General features: G+C 68.0%; 17 protein-coding genes. 10 read left to right on the top strand and 7 right to left on the bottom strand.

What is annotated here, in order from left to right; translation table 11 throughout:
• Positions 1-45 precede the first annotated feature (45 nt).
• From ACE3TE_RS11090 to infA, 3 genes are all read left to right on the top strand, one after another.
• A complete protein-coding gene (locus ACE3TE_RS11090) occupies positions 46-1,194 on the top strand; it encodes a GNAT family N-acetyltransferase (RefSeq protein WP_374604955.1) in 1,149 nt (382 codons plus the stop codon).
• Entirely contained in the window at positions 1,160-1,906 is a 747-nt protein-coding gene (gene aat / locus ACE3TE_RS11095) for a leucyl/phenylalanyl-tRNA--protein transferase (protein ID WP_374604957.1), read from the top strand. Before ACE3TE_RS11090 ends, aat begins: the two co-directional genes overlap by 35 nt.
• Positions 1,907-1,986: 80 nt before the next feature.
• A complete protein-coding gene (gene infA / locus ACE3TE_RS11100; RefSeq protein WP_034220409.1) occupies positions 1,987-2,205 on the top strand; it encodes a translation initiation factor IF-1 in 219 nt (72 codons plus the stop codon).
• Here the strand turns inward: infA and clpA are convergent, their stop codons facing one another.
• Entirely contained in the window at positions 2,206-4,482 is a 2,277-nt protein-coding gene (gene clpA / locus ACE3TE_RS11105) for an ATP-dependent Clp protease ATP-binding subunit ClpA (protein ID WP_374604959.1), read from the bottom strand.
• 38 nt (positions 4,483-4,520) lie between these two features.
• Positions 4,521-4,847, bottom strand: a complete 327-nt coding sequence (gene clpS, locus ACE3TE_RS11110; RefSeq protein WP_374604961.1) for an ATP-dependent Clp protease adapter ClpS — start codon at positions 4,845-4,847, stop codon at positions 4,521-4,523.
• A 62-nt stretch (positions 4,848-4,909) separates the two neighbouring features.
• Here clpS and ACE3TE_RS11115 point away from each other — a divergent pair, with 62 nt between their 5' ends.
• From ACE3TE_RS11115 to acnA, 5 genes are all read left to right on the top strand, one after another.
• Positions 4,910-5,374, top strand: coding sequence for a hypothetical protein (locus ACE3TE_RS11115; RefSeq protein WP_374604963.1), 465 nt, complete (start codon positions 4,910-4,912; stop codon positions 5,372-5,374).
• Complete coding sequence (locus ACE3TE_RS11120; RefSeq protein WP_374604965.1) at positions 5,371-5,835, top strand: NUDIX hydrolase; 465 nt, start codon at positions 5,371-5,373, stop codon at positions 5,833-5,835. The genes ACE3TE_RS11115 and ACE3TE_RS11120 overlap by 4 nt, the downstream gene beginning before the upstream one ends.
• Positions 5,832-6,944, top strand: coding sequence for a tRNA 2-thiouridine(34) synthase MnmA (gene mnmA / locus ACE3TE_RS11125; RefSeq protein WP_374604967.1), 1,113 nt, complete (start codon positions 5,832-5,834; stop codon positions 6,942-6,944). The genes ACE3TE_RS11120 and mnmA overlap by 4 nt, the downstream gene beginning before the upstream one ends.
• Complete coding sequence (hflD, locus tag ACE3TE_RS11130) at positions 6,941-7,552, top strand: high frequency lysogenization protein HflD (protein WP_374604969.1); 612 nt, start codon at positions 6,941-6,943, stop codon at positions 7,550-7,552. Before mnmA ends, hflD begins: the two co-directional genes overlap by 4 nt.
• 84 nt (positions 7,553-7,636) lie before the next feature.
• Positions 7,637-10,387, top strand: coding sequence for an aconitate hydratase AcnA (gene acnA, locus ACE3TE_RS11135; RefSeq protein ID WP_374604971.1), 2,751 nt, complete (start codon positions 7,637-7,639; stop codon positions 10,385-10,387).
• Between the two features lie 38 nt (positions 10,388-10,425).
• Here the strand turns inward: acnA and ACE3TE_RS11140 are convergent, their stop codons facing one another.
• Entirely contained in the window at positions 10,426-10,974 is a 549-nt protein-coding gene (locus ACE3TE_RS11140; RefSeq protein WP_374604973.1) for a nuclear transport factor 2 family protein, read from the bottom strand.
• Between ACE3TE_RS11140 and ACE3TE_RS11145 the strand changes: the two genes are divergently transcribed.
• Together ACE3TE_RS11145 and ACE3TE_RS11150 are read left to right on the top strand one after the other, a co-directional pair.
• Positions 10,973-12,652, top strand: a complete 1,680-nt coding sequence (locus ACE3TE_RS11145) for a long-chain fatty acid--CoA ligase (protein ID WP_374604975.1) — start codon at positions 10,973-10,975, stop codon at positions 12,650-12,652. The two genes, ACE3TE_RS11140 and ACE3TE_RS11145, sit on opposite strands and share 2 nt — an antisense overlap.
• A 153-nt stretch (positions 12,653-12,805) precedes the next feature.
• On the top strand, positions 12,806-13,726 hold the full coding sequence (locus ACE3TE_RS11150; protein WP_374604977.1) for a crotonase/enoyl-CoA hydratase family protein: 921 nt from the start codon (positions 12,806-12,808) through the stop codon (positions 13,724-13,726).
• Positions 13,727-13,745: 19 nt separating this feature from the next.
• Here ACE3TE_RS11150 and ACE3TE_RS11155 read toward each other — a convergent pair whose 3' ends face one another.
• The 4 genes from ACE3TE_RS11155 to prfB form a co-directional block, all read right to left on the bottom strand.
• A complete protein-coding gene (locus tag ACE3TE_RS11155) occupies positions 13,746-15,917 on the bottom strand; it encodes an ATP-binding protein (protein ID WP_374604979.1) in 2,172 nt (723 codons plus the stop codon).
• A 24-nt stretch (positions 15,918-15,941) separates the two neighbouring features.
• Complete coding sequence (locus ACE3TE_RS11160; protein WP_374604981.1) at positions 15,942-16,988, bottom strand: HD domain-containing phosphohydrolase; 1,047 nt, start codon at positions 16,986-16,988, stop codon at positions 15,942-15,944.
• Positions 16,989-17,115: 127 nt separating this feature from the next.
• Positions 17,116-18,636 (bottom strand): lysine--tRNA ligase, encoded by a 1,521-nt coding sequence (gene lysS / locus ACE3TE_RS11165; protein ID WP_374604983.1) that lies wholly within the window; start codon positions 18,634-18,636, stop codon positions 17,116-17,118.
• Positions 18,637-18,746: 110 nt separating this feature from the next.
• Positions 18,747-19,869 (bottom strand): peptide chain release factor 2 gene (gene prfB, locus ACE3TE_RS11170; protein ID WP_374604985.1). Its coding sequence is split into 2 segments (ribosomal slippage): positions 18,747-19,796 and positions 19,798-19,869, totalling 1,122 coding nucleotides; the frame shifts between segments, so codons are not numbered across the junction.
• Positions 19,870-19,937 lie beyond the last annotated feature (68 nt).

Below are 19,937 nucleotides of genomic sequence, written 5' to 3' on the forward strand. Positions count from 1 at the left end.
CAAAGGCAAGAGATTCGCGCCTGAAGGCGCTCCTACAAGGTAGCCATGCCACCTCAACTCCGTCTCCACGACCGGCTCGACGAGATTCCCGCGTCTGCCTGGGACGCCCTGCACGACGGCAGCAATCCCTTCGTCGCCCACGCCTTCCTGGCGGGCCTGGAGCAGCACGGCTGCCTGCGCCCCGCCTGGGGCTGGAGCCCCCGGCATGCCACGCTCTGGCGCGACGGCGAACTGGTCGCCGCCGCCCCGGCCTACCTCAAGTCCAACTCGCACGGCGAGTTCGTTTTCGACCAGGCCTGGGCCCAGGCCCACCATCGCCTGGGGCGCGAGTACTACCCCAAGTGGCTGGTGGCGGTGCCCTACTCGCCCGTCACCGGCCCGCGCCTGCTGGCCCGCGACCCGGAAGACCGCGCCGTCCTGGCCGAAGCGATGCGCGGCCACTGCGATCGCGACGGGCTGTCGTCCCTGCACGTGAACTTCCATCCGGAAGCCGAGTCGGCGGCGTTCGGCGAAGGCTGGCTGCGGCGCGAGGACATCCAGTACCACTGGCGAAACCGCGGCTGGCCGGACTTCGAGGCCTTCCTGGCCGACCTGCAGCCGCGCAAGCGCAAGAACATCCGCCAGGAGCGGGCACGCGTCGCCCGCGACGGCTACCGCTTCCGCATCGTGCACGGCGACGAGGCCAGCGAGGCCGAGCTCGAGGCCATGTACTACTTCTATTGCCGCACTTTCGCTGATTACGGCAACCACCCGGCGCTGTCGCTGGCCTTCTTCCAGCACCTGGCCCGGGCGATGCCCCGGCAGCTGGTGCTGGTGCTGGCCGGACGCCACGGGGAAACGGCTGCCGGCGCCCTGTGCCTTCGCGGCGGCGACACGCTTTACGGGCGCTACTGGGGGGCGATCGAAGCCACGCCCGGGCTGCATTTCGAGGCCTGTTATTACCAGGGCATCGACTACTGCCTGCGCGAGGGCCTGCAGGTGTTCGAGCCCGGCGCCCAGGGCGAGCACAAGGTGGCGCGGGGTTTCCTGCCAGTCCGGACCCGCAGCCACCACCACGTCGGCGAAACCGCCTTCGCGCCGGCGCTGGCGGACTGGTGCCGCGAGGAACGGCGCGCCGTCGCCGCCCACCAGGCCGTGGTGCTCCGGCATCATCCGTACCGTGAACTTCCTGCCGATCCCCCGCCTGCGCCCTGAGCACCCCGCCGCGTTTCCACCGGCGACCCAGGCACTGGACGATCCAAACGGGCTGCTGGCCTGGGGCGGCGACCTCTCTCCCGAACGACTGCGCGCGGCCTATCGGCAGGGCATCTTCCCCTGGTACAGCCAGGGCCAGCCGCCGCTGTGGTGGTGTCCGGACCCGCGGGCGGTTTTCGACAGCGCGGGCATCCGGCTCTCCTCCCGTTTCCGGCGCCATCTGCGCGGCAGCCGCTGGCAGGTCCGGGCCGACACCTGTTTCGACGCGGTGGTCGGGGCGTGTGCGAGCGCACCGCGCCCGGGACAGGACGGCACCTGGATCCTGCCGGAGATGCGGGCGGCCTACGGACGGCTGCACCGGCTCGGACATGCCCACAGCATCGAGGTCTTCGACGGCGACCGTCTGGTGGGCGGCCTTTACGGCGTCGCCTCGGGCGCGATGTTCAGCGCGGAAAGCATGTTCAGCGCCGAATCCGGCGGTTCGAAGGTGGCGCTGGCGGCCCTCGGGCACTGGCTGGCCGGCTGGGGCTGGCCCCTGGTGGATGCCCAGATAAACAACCCGCACCTGCTTTCGCTGGGGGCGTACGAGATGCCGCGGGCGACCTACCTGGCCCGCCTGGCGGAGCTGGCCGAGCTTCCGGGGCGTCCCGGAAGCTGGTCCGGGCTGCCGCCGCTGGCGGCAGCGACACTGGCCGGCGTCAGCAGCGGTTAACCAAATTTTTGCAAGTGGGGCAAGGAGATGGCAGAATCACCGGCTTCCAAGCGCGGTTTCCCCGCCCAGCGAAACAAAGAATGTCCAAAGACGATTGCATTGAATTCGAAGGCACGGTTCTCGAGACCCTCCCGAACACCATGTTCCGGGTCAAGCTCGAGAACGGCCACGTGATCACGGCCCACATTTCCGGCCGCATGCGCAAGAACTACATCCGCATCCTGACCGGCGACAAGGTCAAGGTGGAGATGACGCCGTACGACCTCACGAAGGGTCGCATTACTTATCGCATGAAGTAATCAAACGGTAGCGGGGAGCAGCTTCTCGGGCTCGGCCTGGGAATCGACCACCAGCTCCCCGTCGCGTACGTCGACCGACACGCGACCGCCGTTGGCGAGTTTTCCGAACAGCAGTTCGTCCGCCAGCGGCCTCTTGATCTTGTCCTGAAGCAGACGCGCCATCGGGCGGGCGCCCATCTGCGGGTCGAAGCCGTGCTGCGCCAGCCACTGCCGCGCCTCGGGCGTGGCCGACAGGCTGACGTGCTTCTCGTGCAGCTGCGCCTCGAGCTCGATCAGGAACTTGTCCACCACCCGCAGGATGTGGTCCAGCCCCAGCGAACCGAACTGGATGATGCCGTCCAGGCGGTTGCGGAATTCCGGCGTGAACGCCTTGCGGATCACTTCCATCGCGTCGGTGGTGTGATTCTGTTCGACGAAGCCCATGCTCCGGCGCGCCGCCTGGGCGGCGCCGGCATTGGTCGTCATCACCAGCACGACATTGCGGAAGTTGGCTTCGCGGCCATTGGTGTCGGTGAGCACGCCGCGGTCCATGACCTGCAGCAGGATGTTGAACACGTCCGGGTGCGCCTTCTCGATCTCGTCGAGCAGCAGCACGCAGTGCGGTGTCTTGACGATTTTCTCGGTCAGCAGGCCACCCTGGTCGAAGCCGACGTAACCCGGGGGCGCGCCGATCAGGCGGCTCACCGAATGGGCCTCCATGTATTCCGACATGTCGAAGCGCACCAGTTCGATGCCCAGCTGCATCGCCAGCTGCCGGGTGACCTCGGTCTTGCCGACGCCGGTCGGGCCGGCGAACAGGAAGTTGCCGATCGGCTTGTCCGGGTTGGCCAGGCCCGAGCGCGCCAGCTTGATCGCCGACACCAGGGTCTCGATGGCCGGGTCCTGCCCGAAGATCACCATCTTGAGGTTGCGCTCGAGGTTCTGCAGCACGTCCTTGTCCGAGGCGCTGACCTGCTTGGTCGGGATGCGGGCCATCTTGGCCACGATCAGCTCGATCTCCTCGACGTCCACGACCTTCTTGCGCTTGTCCTCGTCGAGCAGGCGCTGGCGGGCACCGGCCTCGTCGATGACGTCGATGGCCTTGTCCGGCAGCAGGCGGTCGTTGATGTGCTTGACCGACAGGTCCACCGCGGCCTGCAGCGCATCGCTGGCGTATTCGACGTCGTGGTGGGCCTCGAAGCGTCCCTTGAGGCCGTTGAGGATGGCCACGGCCTCGGCCACGGTCGGCTCGACCACGTCGATCTTCTGGAAGCGGCGGGCCAGCGCGCGGTCCTTTTCGAACACGCCGCGGTATTCCTGGAAGGTGGTCGAGCCGATGCAGCGCAGCTCGCCGTTCTGAAGCACCGGCTTGATCAGGTTCGAGGCGTCCATGGTGCCGCCCGAGGCCGAGCCGGCGCCGATGATGGTGTGGATCTCGTCCACGAACAGGATCGCGCCCGGTTCCTTCCTGATCTGCTGGATCACCGCCTTCAGGCGCTTCTCGAAGTCGCCGCGATACTTGGTGCCGGCCACGAGCGCGCCCAGGTCGAGCGAATAGATGACGGCGTCCTTCAGGACCTCGGGCACCTTGCCCTCGACGATGCGCCAGGCCAGGCCCTCGGCCAGGGCGGTCTTGCCCACGCCGGCTTCGCCGACGTAGAGCGGGTTGTTCTTGCGGCGACGGCAGAGCACCTGGATGGTGCGCTCGACTTCATCCTCGCGGCCGATCAGCGGGTCGATCTTGCCTTCCCGGGCCAGCTGGTTGAGGTTGGCGGCGAACTCCTCGAGCGGGTTGCCCTTGGCTTCCGCGCCCTCCTCGCCCTCGGGCTTGGCTTCCGGCGCAGGCTTGTCCTCGGGGCCCTCGCCGATCTTGGCGATGCCGTGCGACAGGTAATTGACCACGTCGAGCCGCGTGATTTCCTGCTGGTTGAGGAAATACACCGCATGCGAATCCTTCTCGCCGAAGATCGCCACCAGCACGTTGGCGCCGGTCACTTCCTTCTTGCCCGAGGACTGCACGTGGTAGACGGCGCGCTGCAGCACGCGCTGGAAACCCAGCGTCGGCTGCGTGTCGCGCGGGTCGTCGGCCGGCAGCACCGGCACGGTGTCGGCGATGATCTGCCTGAGGCCGGTGGCCAGGCGCGGCTGGTCCGCGCCGCAGGCCTTGAGCACGCCGGCCGCGGAGGGATTGTCCAGCAGGGCCAGCAACAGGTGCTCGACCGTCATGAATTCATGGCGGGCTTCGCGGGCCTGCTTGTAGCACTGGCCGATGGTGTACTCGAGGTCCTTGCTGAACATGGTCTGCTCCGGAACGTTTGCTCCGATATGGGGCCAGCCTAGGCCTTTTCCATGGTGCACAACAGGGGGTGCTGGTGCTCCCGGGAAAACTCGTTGACTTGCGTCACCTTCGATTCAGCCACTTCGCGTGTGTAGACGCCGCAAACGCCCTTGCCGCGGGTGTGGACGTGCAGCATCACCTGGGTGGCCTGCTCGCGGTTGAGCGCGAAAAAGACCTGCAGGACCTCGACCACGAAGTCCATCGGCGTGAAGTCGTCGTTGAGCAGCACGACCTGGTAGAGGGGCGGGCGAATGACCTCGGGCCTGGCGGTCTCGACCGCCAGGCCATGGTCGTACTCGTGTTCGGGTGGGCGTTCCTGGGGCATGGCGCAAGTATAAGATGCTCGGGCCGGGTCCCGCCGGCAACCACCGCCCCGGAGCGCCGACCATGCCGTTTCGCATCGCCCTGACCGCCCTCGCCCTGCTGGCCACCCCGGCCCTCGCCGCCGACCATGACGCCGTCGTGAAGGCCCAGCTCGAATCCAAGGGCACGCCCTTCACGATCGACGACGACGGCGACTTCCAGATCACCGTGCGCGTCGACGACGACCGCACCCAGCTGGTCTGGGTCCGCTCCTCGGTCGAGGCCACCGACCACCACAAGGTCCGCGAGATCTGGTCGCCGGGCTACCGCTCGCCCACCGGCGACTTCACCCCGGCCATCGCCAACGACCTGCTGGAACGCAGCAACACCCTCAAGCTCGGCGCCTGGGTGAAACAGGACGATGTCGCGATGCTGGTCATCAAGATCCCGGCCGACGCCGGCGCCGACGCCCTGGACGAGGTGATCGACCTTGCGGCTGCCTCTGCCGACGCCGTCGAGCGCGAACTGCTGGGCACCGACGAACTTTGAACTACCGCAGCGGACGCTTCTGGCAGCCCGACGTCACCGTCGCCACCGTGGTCGTGCGCGATGGCAGGCTGCTGGTGGTCGAAGAACAGGTGCAGGGCGAACTGGTGATCAACCAGCCGGCCGGGCACCTTGAGCCCGACGAAAGCCTGCTCGAGGCCGCCCGCCGCGAAACCCTGGAGGAAACCGGCTGGGAGGTCGAGCTGACCGCCTTCATCGGCGCCTACCAGTGGAAATCGCCGCGTGACGGCAAGCACTTCCTGCGCATGGCCTTCGCCGCCGAGCCGCGCCGGCATGACCCCGAGCGCCCGCTGGACGAAGGCATCGTGCGCGCGATCTGGCTCACGCCCGCTGAACTGGCGGCCGAGTCGGCCCGGCACCGCAGCCCGCTGGTCTGGCGGGTCGCCGAGGATTTCCTGGCCGGCCGGCGCCTGCCGCTAACTGCCCTGACCCATTTCGCATGAGCACCGCCCGGATCATCGTCGGCCTCTCCGGCGGCGTGGATTCGTCCGTCGCCGCGCTGCTGCTCAAGCGCCAGGGCGAATCCCTGGCCGGGCTGTTCATGCAGAACTGGGATGACGATGGCGACGGCGAATGCCGGGCCGAAGACGACCGCCGGGACGCGCTGCGCATCGCCGGCCTGCTCGGCATCCCCTTCCACAGCCGCAATTTCGCCGCGCAGTACTGGGCCGACGTCTTTCAGCATTTCCTGGACGAATACCGCGCCGGGCGCACGCCCAACCCGGACGTGCTGTGCAACCGCGAAATCAAGTTCAAGACCTTCCTTGATGAAGCCCGCGCCCTGGGCGCCGAGGCGATCGCCACCGGCCACTACGCCCGGGTCGAACGCCGTGATGGACGCTGGGTCCTGCTGCGCGGCGTCGACACCGGCAAGGACCAGAGCTACTTCCTGCACCAGCTGGGCCAGGAGCAGCTGGGCGCGACGCTGTTCCCGGTCGGCCACCTGCCCAAGGCCGAGGTCCGCCGGCTGGCCACCGAAGCCGGCCTGCCGACCGCGGCCAAGAAGGACTCGACCGGCATCTGCTTCATCGGCGAACGCGATTTCCGCGAGTTCCTGGGACGCTACCTGCCGGCCCGCCCCGGCGAGATCCGCGACCCGGCCGGCGTGGTCGTCGGCGAACACGCCGGCTGCTGGTACTACACGCTCGGCCAGCGCGAAGGCCTGCACATCGGCGGCGTGCGCGGCCGGCCGGCGGCACCGTGGTTCGTGGTCGGCAAGGACGTCGCGGCCAATGTGCTGGTCGTCGACCAGGGCGGCGACAGCCCCTACCTGTTTTCCAGGCACCTGCGTTCGGAGCCCGCGCACTGGGTGGCCGGTGCCCCGGAAGCGCGCATTTTCGTATGCACCGCCAAGACCCGCTACCGACAGGACGACCAGGCCTGCACGGTGGAAGTGGACGCGGACGGCTCGCTTTCCGTAGCCTTCGCCTCCCCGCAGCGCGCGGTGACGCCCGGCCAGTCCGTGGTGTTCTACCGCGGCGATGAATGCCTGGGCGGCGCCGTGATCGCCGCCACCGATGCCCCCCTCGAAAGGAAGACCGCCCCGCCATGAAGGATCGCGCCCTCGCCCTCGCCGGCCTGCTGCAGGCCGTGCAGCTGGTGCAGCAGATGGCCCAGACCGGCCAGGCGGAATCGGCGCCGCTGGCGGCAAGCATCGACAGCCTGTTCCGCTTCGACGCCGAAACCCCGGAGGCCGTCTTCGACGGCGCGGGCAAGCTGCGGCCCGGGCTGGAACGCCTGCTCGGCCAGCTCGAGGGCGGTGCCGGCCGCGATGCGGCCCTCACCCGCATGGCGATGACGGTGCTGCACCTGGAGCGCAAGTTCATCAGCCATTCCCGGGCGCCGGGCGCGGTGCACGACGGGCTGGAGGACATCGCCCGCCAGCGTGAACATTTCGGGCCGGCGCATCCCACGGTGATGGCGCGGCTGGGCGAGCTTTATGCCACCGAGGTGTCGCCGGTGGGGCCGCGCGTGCTCGTGCAGGGCAACCCGGTCTACCTGGGCCAGCCCGACGTGGTCGGCGAGGTCCGCGCCACCCTGCTGGCGGCGCTGCGTGCGGCGGTGCTCTGGCGCCAGCTCGGCGGCAGCTACTGGGATTTCCTGCTCGGTCGCCGGGCCCTGGCCCAGGCCACCCGCGACTGGCTTGCGGCCACCGCCTGAGCAAGGCGCGGGGCGGCCCGGGGCCGGACGGAAGGGTACGGTTTCGGGCATAATACGAGGCTAACCAGCCCCCGGAGCCTGTCCATGAGCGACTCCTTCGCCACCCGCGACCAATTGGCCGTCAACGGCAAGTCCTACACCTTCTACAGCCTCGAGAAACTCGGCCAGCGCTTCGACCTCAAGCGCCTGCCCTACTCGATGAAGATCCTGCTCGAAAACCTCCTGCGCTGCGAAGACGGCGGCATGACGGTGGGCAAGGAGCACATCGAGGCCGTGGCCACCTGGGACGCGAAGAAGGAGCCGGACACCGAAATCGCCTTCATGCCGGCGCGCGTGGTGCTGCAGGACTTCACCGGCGTGCCCTGCGTGGTCGACCTGGCGGCGATGCGCGACGCGGTGGTCAGGCTCGGCGGCAACGCCGACCAGATCAACCCGCTCATTCCGTCCGAACTGGTCATCGACCACTCGGTGCAGGTCGACGTGTTCGGCAAGCCCGAAGCGCTCGACCTCAACGGCAAGATCGAGTTCCAGCGCAACCAGGAGCGCTACAGCTTCCTGCGCTGGGGCCAGAAGGCCTTCGACAACTTCAAGGTCGTGCCGCCGAATACCGGCATCGTGCACCAGGTCAATCTCGAGCACCTGGCCCGCGTCGTGATGACCGGCGAGAAGGACGGCGAACTGGTCGCCTACCCGGACACCGTCTTCGGCACCGACTCGCACACCACGATGATCAACGGCATCGGCGTGCTGGGCTGGGGCGTCGGCGGCATCGAGGCCGAGGCCGCGATGCTGGGCCAGCCGAGCTCGATGCTGATCCCGCAGGTCGTGGGCTTCAAGCTCACCGGCAAGCTGCCCGAGGGCGCCACGGCCACCGACCTGGTGCTCACCGTCACCCAGATGCTGCGCAGCCTGGGCGTGGTCGGCAAGTTCGTCGAGTTCTACGGCGAAGGCCTGGACCACCTGCCCCTGGCCGACCGCGCCACCATCGCCAACATGGCCCCGGAATACGGCGCCACCTGCGGCATCTTCCCGGTCGATGAAGAATCGCTCACCTACCTGCGCCTGTCTGGCCGCGACGAAGAGCAGGTCGCGCTGGTCAAGGCCTACGCGCAGGCCCAGGGTCTGTGGCGCACGCCGGGCCAGCCGGAAGCCGAATACAGCGCCACCCTGCACCTGGACATGGCCGACGTGAAGCCGTCGCTGGCCGGTCCCAAGCGCCCGCAGGACCGCGTGCTGCTGACCGACCTCAAGCGCAACTTCGAAGAAAACCTGGCCGGCCTGACCGCCAAGCGCAAGCCCGCCAGGGAAGAAGTCGCGCGCATGGACGCCGAAGGCGGCCACCAGCCGCAGGCCGACCACCTGGCCGCGCGCCCGGTGTCGAAGCTGCGCATCCAGGACCAGGACGTCGAGATCACCGACGGCTCGGTCGTCATCGCCGCCATCACCTCCTGCACCAACACCTCCAACCCGGCGGTGATGCTGGGTGCCGGCCTGCTGGCGCGCAACGCCGCAGCGAAGGGCCTGAAGGCCGCGCCGTGGGTGAAGACCTCGCTCGGCCCGGGTTCGCTGGTGGTCACCGATTACCTGAAGAAGGCCGGCCTGCTCGACGACCTCGAGAAGCTGGGCTTCTACGTGGTCGGCTACGGCTGCACCACCTGCATCGGCAACTCCGGCCCGCTGCCCGAGGAAGTGTCCAGGGCCATCGCCGAGAACGACCTGGTGGCGACCTCGGTGCTGTCGGGCAACCGCAACTTCGAGGGCCGCGTGCACTCGGAAGTGAAGATGAACTACCTGGCGTCGCCGCCGCTGGTGGTGGCCTACGCCATCGCCGGCACGGTCGACATCGACCTGAGCACCGAGCCGCTGGGCACGGGCAGCGACGGCCAGCCGGTGTACCTGAAGGACATCTGGCCCTCGAACAAGGAAATCGGCGACTTCATCGCCAAGACCGTCGGCCCGGAAATGTTCAAGTCCAACTACGCCAACGTCTTCGCCGGCGACAGCCGCTGGAACGAGATCAAGTCGCCCGACGGCGCCAAGTTCGCCTGGGACGAGGCCTCGACATACATCAAGAACCCGCCCTACTTCGACGGCATGAAGATGGACGTCGGTTCGATCGCCGACATCGCCGGCGCCCGCGTCATGGGCCTGTTCGGCGACTCGATCACCACCGACCACATCAGCCCGGCCGGCAACATCAAGGCCAGCTCGCCGGCCGGCAAGTTCCTGCAGGGTCGCGGCGTGCAGCCGGCCGACTTCAACAGCTACGGCTCGCGCCGCGGCAACGACGACGTGATGGTGCGCGGCACCTTCGCCAACATCCGCATCAAGAACCTGATGCTGGGCGGCGAAGAAGGCGGCAACACCATCCACTACCCGTCGGGCGAAAAGATGCCCATCTACGACGCGGCCATGAAGTACAAGGCCGAGGGCGTGCCGCTGGTGGTGTTCGCGGGCAAGGAATACGGCACCGGCTCGTCGCGTGACTGGGCGGCCAAGGGCACCAACCTGCTGGGCGTGAAGGCGGTCATCGCCGAGAGCTTCGAACGCATCCACCGCTCGAACCTGGTCGGCATGGGCGTGCTGCCCTGCCAGTTCCTGGACGGCCAGAACGCGCAGACGCTGGGCCTGAAGGGCGACGAAGTGGTCGAGATCACCGGCCTCGACGACGGCAAGGCCCGCCAGGCGACGGTGGTGGCCAAGCGCCCGGACGGCACCGAGATCCGCTTCCAGGTGCAGGTGCTGCTGCTGACGCCGAAGGAAGTCGAGTACTTCCGCCACGGCGGCATCCTGCACTTCGTGCTGCGCCAGCTGGCGGCCCGCAAGGCCGCCTGATCCGCCCCGGCGCTCCTACAGTTCCTTCGGGGGAAGAATTATTCCCAGTCCGCCGAAATCAACTTCCACTCGTCACCTTCCAGGCGCCAGCCGGTCTTGACCTGGTAGACCTCGGCGCGTTCGGGCATCCAGCCGGTGCCACCCCGGGCCGCGGCGGTGAAGTTCACCCGCGCCCTGTCCTGCCCGGCCAGTTCGACCTCCAGCGGTCCCAGGGTCACGCCCACGTCGCGGTTACGCAGCCAGATCAGGGCGAGGTAGCGCCGGAACTGGTCGCGATCCATCCCGCCGGGGCCGGCGAAATCATCGGCGAAGTGATCCACCAGGGCGTCGCTGTCGCGCGCTTCGGCCGCCGATTCCATGGCCGCGATCGTCTCGCGCAGGGCCTGTTCCGGCGGCGTTCGCGCGCAGCCCGCGGCCAGCGCCAGCAGTGCCAGGACCAGGGCCGTGAAGGCCGCGCGAAACCATACGCCGTGCGCCTTGCCTGGCCCGGGTCGGTATGCTCCAATCGAGCGAATACTCCAATTCCGTTCATGTGCGCGCAGCGCCGTGCGGGGAGTTCCGGCATCGGATATCGAGGGGAAGTGCATGGGTTTCGAACGTCCTTGGCTGGCCAATTATCCGAAGGGCATCGGTCCGGAGGTGGACCTGGAACAGTACACCTCCATCGTCTCGGTGCTCGAGGAAACCTGCCGCATCTATCGCGACAACCCGGCCTTCGCCAACTTCGGCAAGAAGATCACCTACGCCGAGGTCGATGAACTCAGCACCCGCTTCGCAAACTACCTCCTGCACGAGCTCAAGCTCAAGAAGGGCGACCGCGTCGCCCTGATGATGCCCAACATCCTGCAGTACCCGATCGCCATCTTCGGCGCGCTGCGGGCCGGGCTGACGGTCGTCAACACCAACCCGATGTACACGGCGCGCGAGCTGCGCCACCAGCTCACCGACTCCGGCGCCAGCGCCATCGTCGTGCTGGAAAACTTCGCCCACGTGGTCGAGGAAGTCGTCGCCGACACGCCCATCAGGCAGGTCATCGTCACCGGCGTCGGCGACATGCTCGGCTTCCCGAAAGGCGCCCTGATCAATTTCGTCCTGCGCCACGTCAAGAAGCAGGTGCCCGAGTACAGCCTGCCCGGCCACGTGCGCTTCAACGACACGCTGGCCAGGGGCGCCGGCAAGACCCTGCCGGCCATCGACCTGCGCGGCGAAGACATCGCCTTCCTGCAATACACCGGCGGCACCACCGGCGTCGCCAAGGGCGCCATGCTGACCCACCGCAACCTGGTGGCGAACATGCAGCAGTCCTCGGTGTGGATCGGCACCAACGCGACGATGGGCAAGGAAACCATCATCACCGCGCTGCCGCTCTACCACATCTTCGCGCTGACGGCGAACTGCCTGGTCTTCATGAAGTTCGGCGGCCTCAACTACCTGATCACCAATCCGCGCGACATGGCCGGCTTCGTGAAGGAACTGCGCCAGATCCCGTTCACCGCCATCACCGGCGTGAACACGCTGTTCAACGGCCTGCTCAACACGCCGGGCTTCGACAAGATCGACTTCTCGCGCCTGCACCTCACCCTGGGCGGCGGCATGGCCGTGCAGCGCGCGGTGGCCGAACGCTGGAAGAAGGCCACCGGCGTGACCCTGGTCGAGGCCTACGGCCTCACCGAAACCTCGCCGGCCGCCTGCATCAATCCGATGGACCTAGCCGAATACAACGGCTCCATCGGCCTGCCGATCCCGTCCACCGACGCCTGCATCAAGGATGACGACGGCCGCATGCTGCCCGTCGGCGAAGTCGGTGAACTCTGCATCCGCGGCCCGCAGGTGATGGCCGGCTACTGGCAGCGTCCCGAGGAAACCGCCAAGGTGATCGACGCCGACGGCTGGCTGCACACCGGCGACATGGCCAAGATGGATGCGCAGGGATTCTTCTTCATCGTCGACCGCAAGAAGGACATGATCCTGGTCTCGGGTTTCAACGTGTACCCGAACGAGATCGAGGACGTGATCGCGCTGATGCCGGGCGTGCTCGAGGTCGCAGCGGTGGGCGTGCCCGACGAGAAGTCCGGCGAAGCGGTCAAGGTGGTCATCGTGCGCAAGGACCCGGCGCTGACCGCCGAACAGGTGAAGGCTTTCTGCAAGGAGAACCTCACCGGCTACAAGCACCCGCGCTACGTCGAGTTCCGGGACGAGCTGCCCAAGTCGAACGTCGGCAAGATCCTTCGTCGCGAACTGAGGGATTCGGCGGCCAGGAGCTAGGGGCAAGCCCCCTGCACCACTTCGGGGCGTTTTACAACCGGGGCTGAATGAGGTCTAGAATCGGGCGAAGGAACCCCCAGCGGTTCCCTGATCGCCGCCCGGCTCCTGGCGCCACGCGGGCGGACACAAGCCCCGAGCCCCGAGGACACGCCCATGAGCCCCGTCGTCGAACTGCACCATCCCCGCCCCTTCGCCTACCGAACCCTGCGCACCCAGGAAGACCCGGCCACGCGCACCAGCTGGATGTACATGCACGCCGAACGCGTGCACGACGGCGCGCGCCGGCGACCGTGTTTCACCCTGGACCTGATGAAGGACATGCGTGACTACCTCGCCGGCGTCGGCCTGCGCAGCCAGCAAACCGCCATCGATGGACGCGAGCCGGGCCTGGACCACCTGGTGGTCACCTCCGACGCCAGCGCCTTCAACCTCGGCGGCGACCTCGAGCTTTTCGCCCGCCTGATCCGCGAGCGCGACCGCAGCTCGCTGCTGGCCTACGCGAGGATGTGCGTCGAAGGCGTTTACCACCTGCACACGCAGCTCGGCGGCCGGGTCGACACCGTCGCCCTGGTCCAGGGTGATGCGCTCGGCGGTGGCCTCGAACTGGCCCTGTCCTGCCAGACCATCGTCGCCGAGGAAGGCGTGGGCATGGGATTCCCGGAGGTGCTGTTCGACCTGTTCCCGGGCATGGGCGCGTATTCCTTCCTGTGCCGTCGCGTCAGTCCGGCCATGGCCGAGAAGCTGATGCTCGACGGCACCGTCTACACCAGCGAACAGATGCACCAGATGGGAATCGTCGATCTTGTCGTTCCCAGGGGCCAGGGCGTGCAGGCCGTGCAGGACCTGCTGCGCAACCACCGCCGCGCCCCGCATGCCCGCCTGGCGATGCAACGGGTGCGTGACTACGCCCGGCCGGTGCCGCTGGAGGAACTGATGCGCATCACCGAAATCTGGGTCGACACCGCGCTGGAACTGGGCGAAAAATCGCTCCGGACCATGGAACGCCTGGTGCGTGCACAGGAACGCCGCGCCGGCGAAAGTGGCGCCGCCGCGTCGGCCGCTGCCGTCCTCTGACACGCCCCGGTTACCCGGCTCAGCCGGAGGCGTCGTCCGAGCACTGCCCTCCCGACCGGGAGGGCAGCCGGGCCAGGGCCTCCCGGGCCAGTTCGAACTGTTCGCGCAGCAGGCGCTCCCGCGCCCGCCAGTCCTTGGCCAACTGCCAGTTCGGCAGCTGCATGATCTCGTAACCCAGCGTCGCCACCCGCGACATGCCCAGGTTGCCGGCGACGCCCTTGAGTGCGTGGCACTGGTCCCGGAATCCGTCCCAGTCGCCGGCCTGGCCTGCCGCTTCCAGCGCGGCCAGGCAACGCAGCGCATCGCGCAGGCATTGCTGCACGAAGTTGGCGACGAAGTCCTTGCCGAGGTTCAGTTCGGCCAGTTCGCCCAGCACCGTGCCGTCGATCACCACGGCATCCGACGCCGTCTCCGCAGCCGTTCCCTCGGTCGACGCCCCGGCGCCACCCAGCGCGACGTCGGCCAGGACTTCCAGCAGCCGACCGGCCACGATGGGCTTGGGCAGGAAGGCCCGGGCCCCGGCCTGTTCGCAGGCCTGGATGGCTTCCGGGGTCACATCGGCGGTCAGCACCAGGAAGGGGGTTCGGCGTTTGCCACCCGCTTCCATCACCCGCACCTCGCGCATCACGTCCAGGCCGCTTATCCCGGGCATGTGCAGGTCGACCAGCACGGCGTCGAAATCGCGAACCGACAGCAGGTGCAGCACCTCGTCGCCGGACTCGACCTCCTCGACATGGTGGCCGGCCTTTTCAAGCAGGCGCCGCAGTACCATCCGGTTGGCGGCGTGGTCGTCGGCGATCAGGGTATGCAGCGGCTTCACCCGCGCCCGGTGCCGGACGAAGGGATCGTCGAAGGCGATGACGTTGGCCGGCGACGGCTGCGCATCGGCGCCGCCCGCGGCCGGGACTTCGCAGGGCAGGTCCACCCAGAAGTGCGAACCCTGCCCTTCCTCGCTCTCGAAACCCAGCCGGCCACCCATCGTCTCGGCCAGGCCCTTGGCGATCGTGGTGCCGAGGCCGGTGCCACCGTGGCGGCGGGTTTTCGCGGTATCGACCTGTTCGAAAGCCTCGAACAGGCGCAGCTGCGCTTCGCGCGGAATGCCGATGCCGGTGTCGCGCACCGAGAAACGCAGCATGATCTCGGCCGGACCGCCCTTGCCGGCCTCGGCCAGCTCGCGCTTGCGCGGCGGCGCCGGCCCCACGTCCAGCGTGACCCGCCCGACGTCGGTGAACTTGATGGCGTTGTTGAGCAGGTTCACCAGGATCTGGCGCAGGTGGTCGACGTCGCCGCGCAGTGCATCGGGCACGCGCTCGGACACCTGCATCGTGAAAGCCAGCCCCTTCGCGGCCGCGGCCGGCTGCAGCATCACCTGCACGCCGCGCACAAGCTCGCGCAGGCTGAACTGCTCGACGTTCAGCCGCAGCTTGCCGGCCTCGATGGCGGAAATGTCGAGCACGTCCTCCACCAGCGCCAGCAGCGCGCGCGCCGAGGTCTGGATGACCTCGGTGCACTCGCGCTGCTCCTTGCTCAGCCGGGTGGTACTGAGCAGCTGCGACATGCCGACGATGCCGTTGAGCGGCGTCCGGAACTCGTGGCTCATGTTGGCCAGGAAGCGGCTCTTGGCCTCGTTGGCGCGCTTGGCTTCCGCGGTGGCACGGGTCAGCGCCCGCAGCAGCGAGGTCAGGTAGGCGGGGATCGCGGACAGGCCCAGCAGCAGGCCCCAGCCCAGCATCTGGTTCTGCTGCCAGTAGGGCGTGGTCAGCAGCACGCCGAGGAAGCTGGCGCTGGCGATAAGGATGGCCGCGACGAGGTAGCGTTCACCAAAGCGCAGGCCGTTGCCGATGGTCACCCACATCAGCACCACGTACACGGGTGCCAGGGACTCGCCGAGCACGTGCATCGCCGCGCCCATCATCCCGTAATCGAGGAACATGCCCAGCAGCCGGCGCGGATGGGAAACGCCGGGGCGCAGCGCGATGCCGGCCAGGATGCCCAGGCCGACCACGAATTCGATCGCGAAGAACAGGAAGACCAGCTGCAGGGGCTCGTTGCTCACCTGCGCCGAGGACGTCACGCCCAGCAGGTAGACCAGGATGACCGCGGTGACCACGACCCGGGTCAGCGCCTGCCCGTGCTCGCTGTCGCTCCGGTTCCGGAACCGGGCGACCAGTGCCTGCAGGGGGGACGTCACGGTCGGCAGCGGCAGCCGGCGTCGTCAGCCGGCCGGCTGCGGCGCCAGCAGCGCGTGGATTTCCTGCACGCGTTCGCGGCGCGCGGTCAGTGCATCGACGACCGCCGGATCGAACAGGGTGCCGGCATGGCTGCGGACGAAGTCCAGTGCTTCCTGGAAGGCGTGTGCCGGTCGCCAGGGCCGGTCCGAGCTCATCGCATCGAGCACGTCGGCCGCGGCGACGATGCGCGCCGCCAGCGGGATCTCCTCGCCGGCCAAGCCGGAGGGATAGCCGCTGCCGTCCCAGCGCTCCTGGTGGCCCAGGGCGATCGTGGCACCGGTCTGCACGGACTTGCTGGAGCTGTCGCTGAGCAGGTCGAAACCGAGCCCGGGATGCCGGCGCACTTCGGCGAACTCGGCCTCGTCCAGCGGCCCCGGCTTGCGCAGGATGGCGTCGGAGATGCCCAGCTTGCCGATGTCGTGCAGCGGTGCGGCCAGTTCGATCATGCGCACTTCGTCCTCGGGCAGGCCCATGGCTTCGGCGATGACGCCGGCGTAGCGCGCCATGCGTTCGAAACTTGCCACCGAGGTGGCGTCGCGGAAGGCGGTGGCCTTGGCGAGGCGGTGCAGGATTTCACGCTCGCGCTCGTCGAGCTCGTGCATGCGCGCCAGCAGCTGGCGCTCGAGCTCGTGCGCGCGCGACTTGAGGTTCTGCTGCTGCTGGCGCAGGGCCAGCAGGTTGCGGCAGCGCGAGCGCAGTTCGCGCGGACGCACCGGCTTGACCAGGAAGTCGATGACGCCGGCTTCGAGCGCGGCGTTGCGGATGGGCTCGTCGCCGACCACGGTGATCAGGATGATCGGCACGTCGCGATGCGACAGCGGGCGTCGGAAGCGCCGCGCGAACTCCAGGCCGTCGAGCTTGGGCATGCGGTAGTCGAGCAGCAGCAGGTCCGGCGAGCTGCGCTGCGACCACAGCAGGGCCTCAACCGGATCACCGAAGTCGGTGACCTTCACCTCCGGGCTGATGTCCTCCAGCAGGTGGCGGAACATGGTCCGCTGGGACGGCTGGTCATCGACGATCAGGACATTCACGGCAGGTCTCCGGTGGCCGTGCGGCCACGTCGCCGCGGGGGCGGCGTTCGCCCCACTTTACCCCTGTGTTTTCTCGTCCGGCAAGGGCGCAGGCGCGAAGCCGCCGCCTGCCGCGGGCCCGGCCCGGCTAGGCCTCCGGGCGCATGTAGGGGAACAGCAGCACGTCGCGGATCGACGCCGAGTCCGTCACCAGCATCACCAGGCGGTCGATGCCGATGCCCAGGCCGCCGGTCGGGGCCATGCCGTATTCCAGCGCGCGGATGTAGTCGGCGTCGTAATGCATCGCCTCGTCGTCGCCGCCCTCCTTGGCCTCGACCTGGGCCAGGAAGCGCGCCTTCTGGTCTTCCGGGTCGTTGAGCTCGGAGAATCCGTTGGCGATCTCGCGGCCGCCGACGAACAGCTCGAAGCGGTCGGTCAGGCCCGGGTCCCTGTCGCTGGCGCGGGCCAGCGGACTGACCTCGACCGGGTGGTCGGTGATGAAGGTCGGCTGCACCAGGGTGTGTTCGACGGTCTTTTCGAAGATCTCCAGCAGCAGCTTGCCCCAGCCGTAGCCTTGCTTGACCTTCACGCCCAGGCGGGCGCAGTGGCCGCGCATGGCCTCGAGGTCACGCAGCTCTTCACGCCGGATCTCCGGGTTGTGCTCGAGCACCGCGTCGGTCATCGACCAGCGGCGGAAGCCCGGGCCGAGGTCGATGGCCATGCCCTCCCACTCCAGCGCCGCGGTGCCGCGCGCCTTCACCGCCACGTCGCGGATCAGGCCCTCGGTGAGGTCCATCACCTCGTGGTAAGTGGCATAGGCCTCGTAGAGCTCAAGCATCGTGAACTCGGGGTTGTGCCGGGTGGACACGCCCTCGTTGCGGAAATTGCGGTTGATCTCGTACACGCGCTCCATGCCGCCAACCACCAGGCGCTTGAGGTAGAGCTCTGGCGCCACGCGCAGGTACAGGTCAAGGCCCAGCGCATTGTGGTGGGTGGTGAAGGGCTTGGCCGTGGCGCCGCCGGGGATGTAATGCATCATCGGCGTCTCCACTTCCAGGAACCGCCGGGCGTCGAGCCAGGCGCGCATCGCCGAGACGATGCGCGAACGCTGCACGAAGACCTCGCGCGCTTCCGGGTTCATGATCAGGTCGACGTAGCGCATGCGGTAGCGCTGCTCGACGTCGGCCAGGCCATGGAACTTGTCCGGCAGCGGCCGCAGGGACTTGGTCAGCAGGCGCAGCGACGTCGCCTTGACCGACAGCTCGCCGGTGCGGGTGCGGGTCAGGCCGCCCTGGACCGCCACGATGTCGCCCACGTCCCAGCCCTTGAACGCGTCGTACGACGCACCCAGGTCGGCGCCCTGCAGGTAAAGCTGGATGCGCCCGGACATGTCCTGCACCTGGGCGAAGCTGGCCTTGCCCATCACGCGTTTGGCCATCAGCCGGCCGGCCACGGACACCTTGCGGTCGAGCGCTTCCAGGGCTTCGGCGGTCCAGGCGTCCTTGTCGGCGAACTCGGCCTGCAGGTCGCCGGCGTAGTCGGCGCGCACGAAATCATTCGGGAAGGCCACGCCGCCGGCGTCGCGCAGCGCGGCGAGTTTCGCCCGGCGTTCGGCGATCAGGGTGTTTTCGTCGGCGGCGGGCGGGGTCTGGCTCGGCTGGTCGGTCATGATGGCATCGCTGGCAGTTGTCGGGTTCTGTAGGAGCGCCTTCAGGCGCGAATCTCTGGGCTTGCCTTTGAAAAACTTCGCGCCTGAAGGCGCTCCTACAGGAGATCGGGTCAGGCGTCGATGCGTTTCGCGCCGACTTCCAGGCCGGCCTTGAGGCTGGCCTCGATGAACTCGTCGAGGTCGCCGTCGAGCACCTTCTGGGTGTCGGAGCGTTCGATGCCGGTGCGCAGGTCCTTGATGCGGCTCTGGTCGAGCACGTAGTTGCGGATCTGGCTGCCCCAGCCGATGTCGGACTTGGTGGCTTCCACCGCGTCCTTCTCGGCGTTGCGCTTCTGGATCTCGAGCTCGTAGAGCTTGGCCGCCAGCATCTTCATCGCGGTGTCGCGGTTGGCGTGCTGGCTGCGGCCGGTCTGGCAGGCAACCACGATGCCGGTGGGCTCGTGGGTGATGCGCACGGCCGACTCGGTCTTGTTGACGTGCTGGCCGCCGGCGCCGGACGAACGATAGACGTCGGTGCGCAGGTCGGCGGGATTGATGGTGATGTCGATGTTGTCGTCGACTTCCGGCGACACGAACACCGAGGTGAAGCTGGTGTGCCGGCGGTTGTCGGAATCGAACGGCGACTTGCGCACCAGCCGGTGCACGCCGGTCTCGAGCTTGAGCCAGCCGTAGGCATATTCGCCCTCGACCCGGAACGTGGCCGACTTGATGCCGGCGACGTCGCCGCCGCTGACTTCCATCAACTCGGTCTTCCAGCCGCGCGCCTCGCACCAGCGCAGGTACATGCGCAGCAGCATCTCCGCCCAGTCCTGGGCCTCGGTGCCGCCGGCGCCGGCCTGGATGTCGACGAAGGCATTGGCCGAATCCATCTTGCCGGAGAACATCCGGCGGAATTCCAGCTGTTCGACTTCGCGCGCGTACTTGTCGACGTCCTCGATCACGGCGTCGGCCGTGTCCTGGTCGTCTTCCATTTCCGCCAGCTCAAGCAGCTCGCCGGCGCCGTTGAGGCCGTCGGTAAGCGTGCGGATGCCGTTGACGACCTTTTCCAGCGAAGCGCGTTCGCGGCCCAGGGCCTGCGCGCGTTCGGGATCGTTCCAGACGTCGGGGCTTTCCAGCTCCCGGTTTACTTCTTCGAGACGTTCGACCTTGAGGTCGAAGTCAAAGATACCCCCTGAGCGAATCCAGCCGGCCAATGAGGTCGGCGATGCGCTGGCGGACGGGATTGAGTTCCATGGGATTTACGCGCTTGGACAGTCGAAAGACCGCGAATAATACCATTCCTCCCGTTGTAGGAGCGCCTT

This window comes from Arenimonas sp. (assembly GCF_041919775.1).
Classification (GTDB): domain Bacteria; phylum Pseudomonadota; class Gammaproteobacteria; order Xanthomonadales; family Xanthomonadaceae; genus Arenimonas.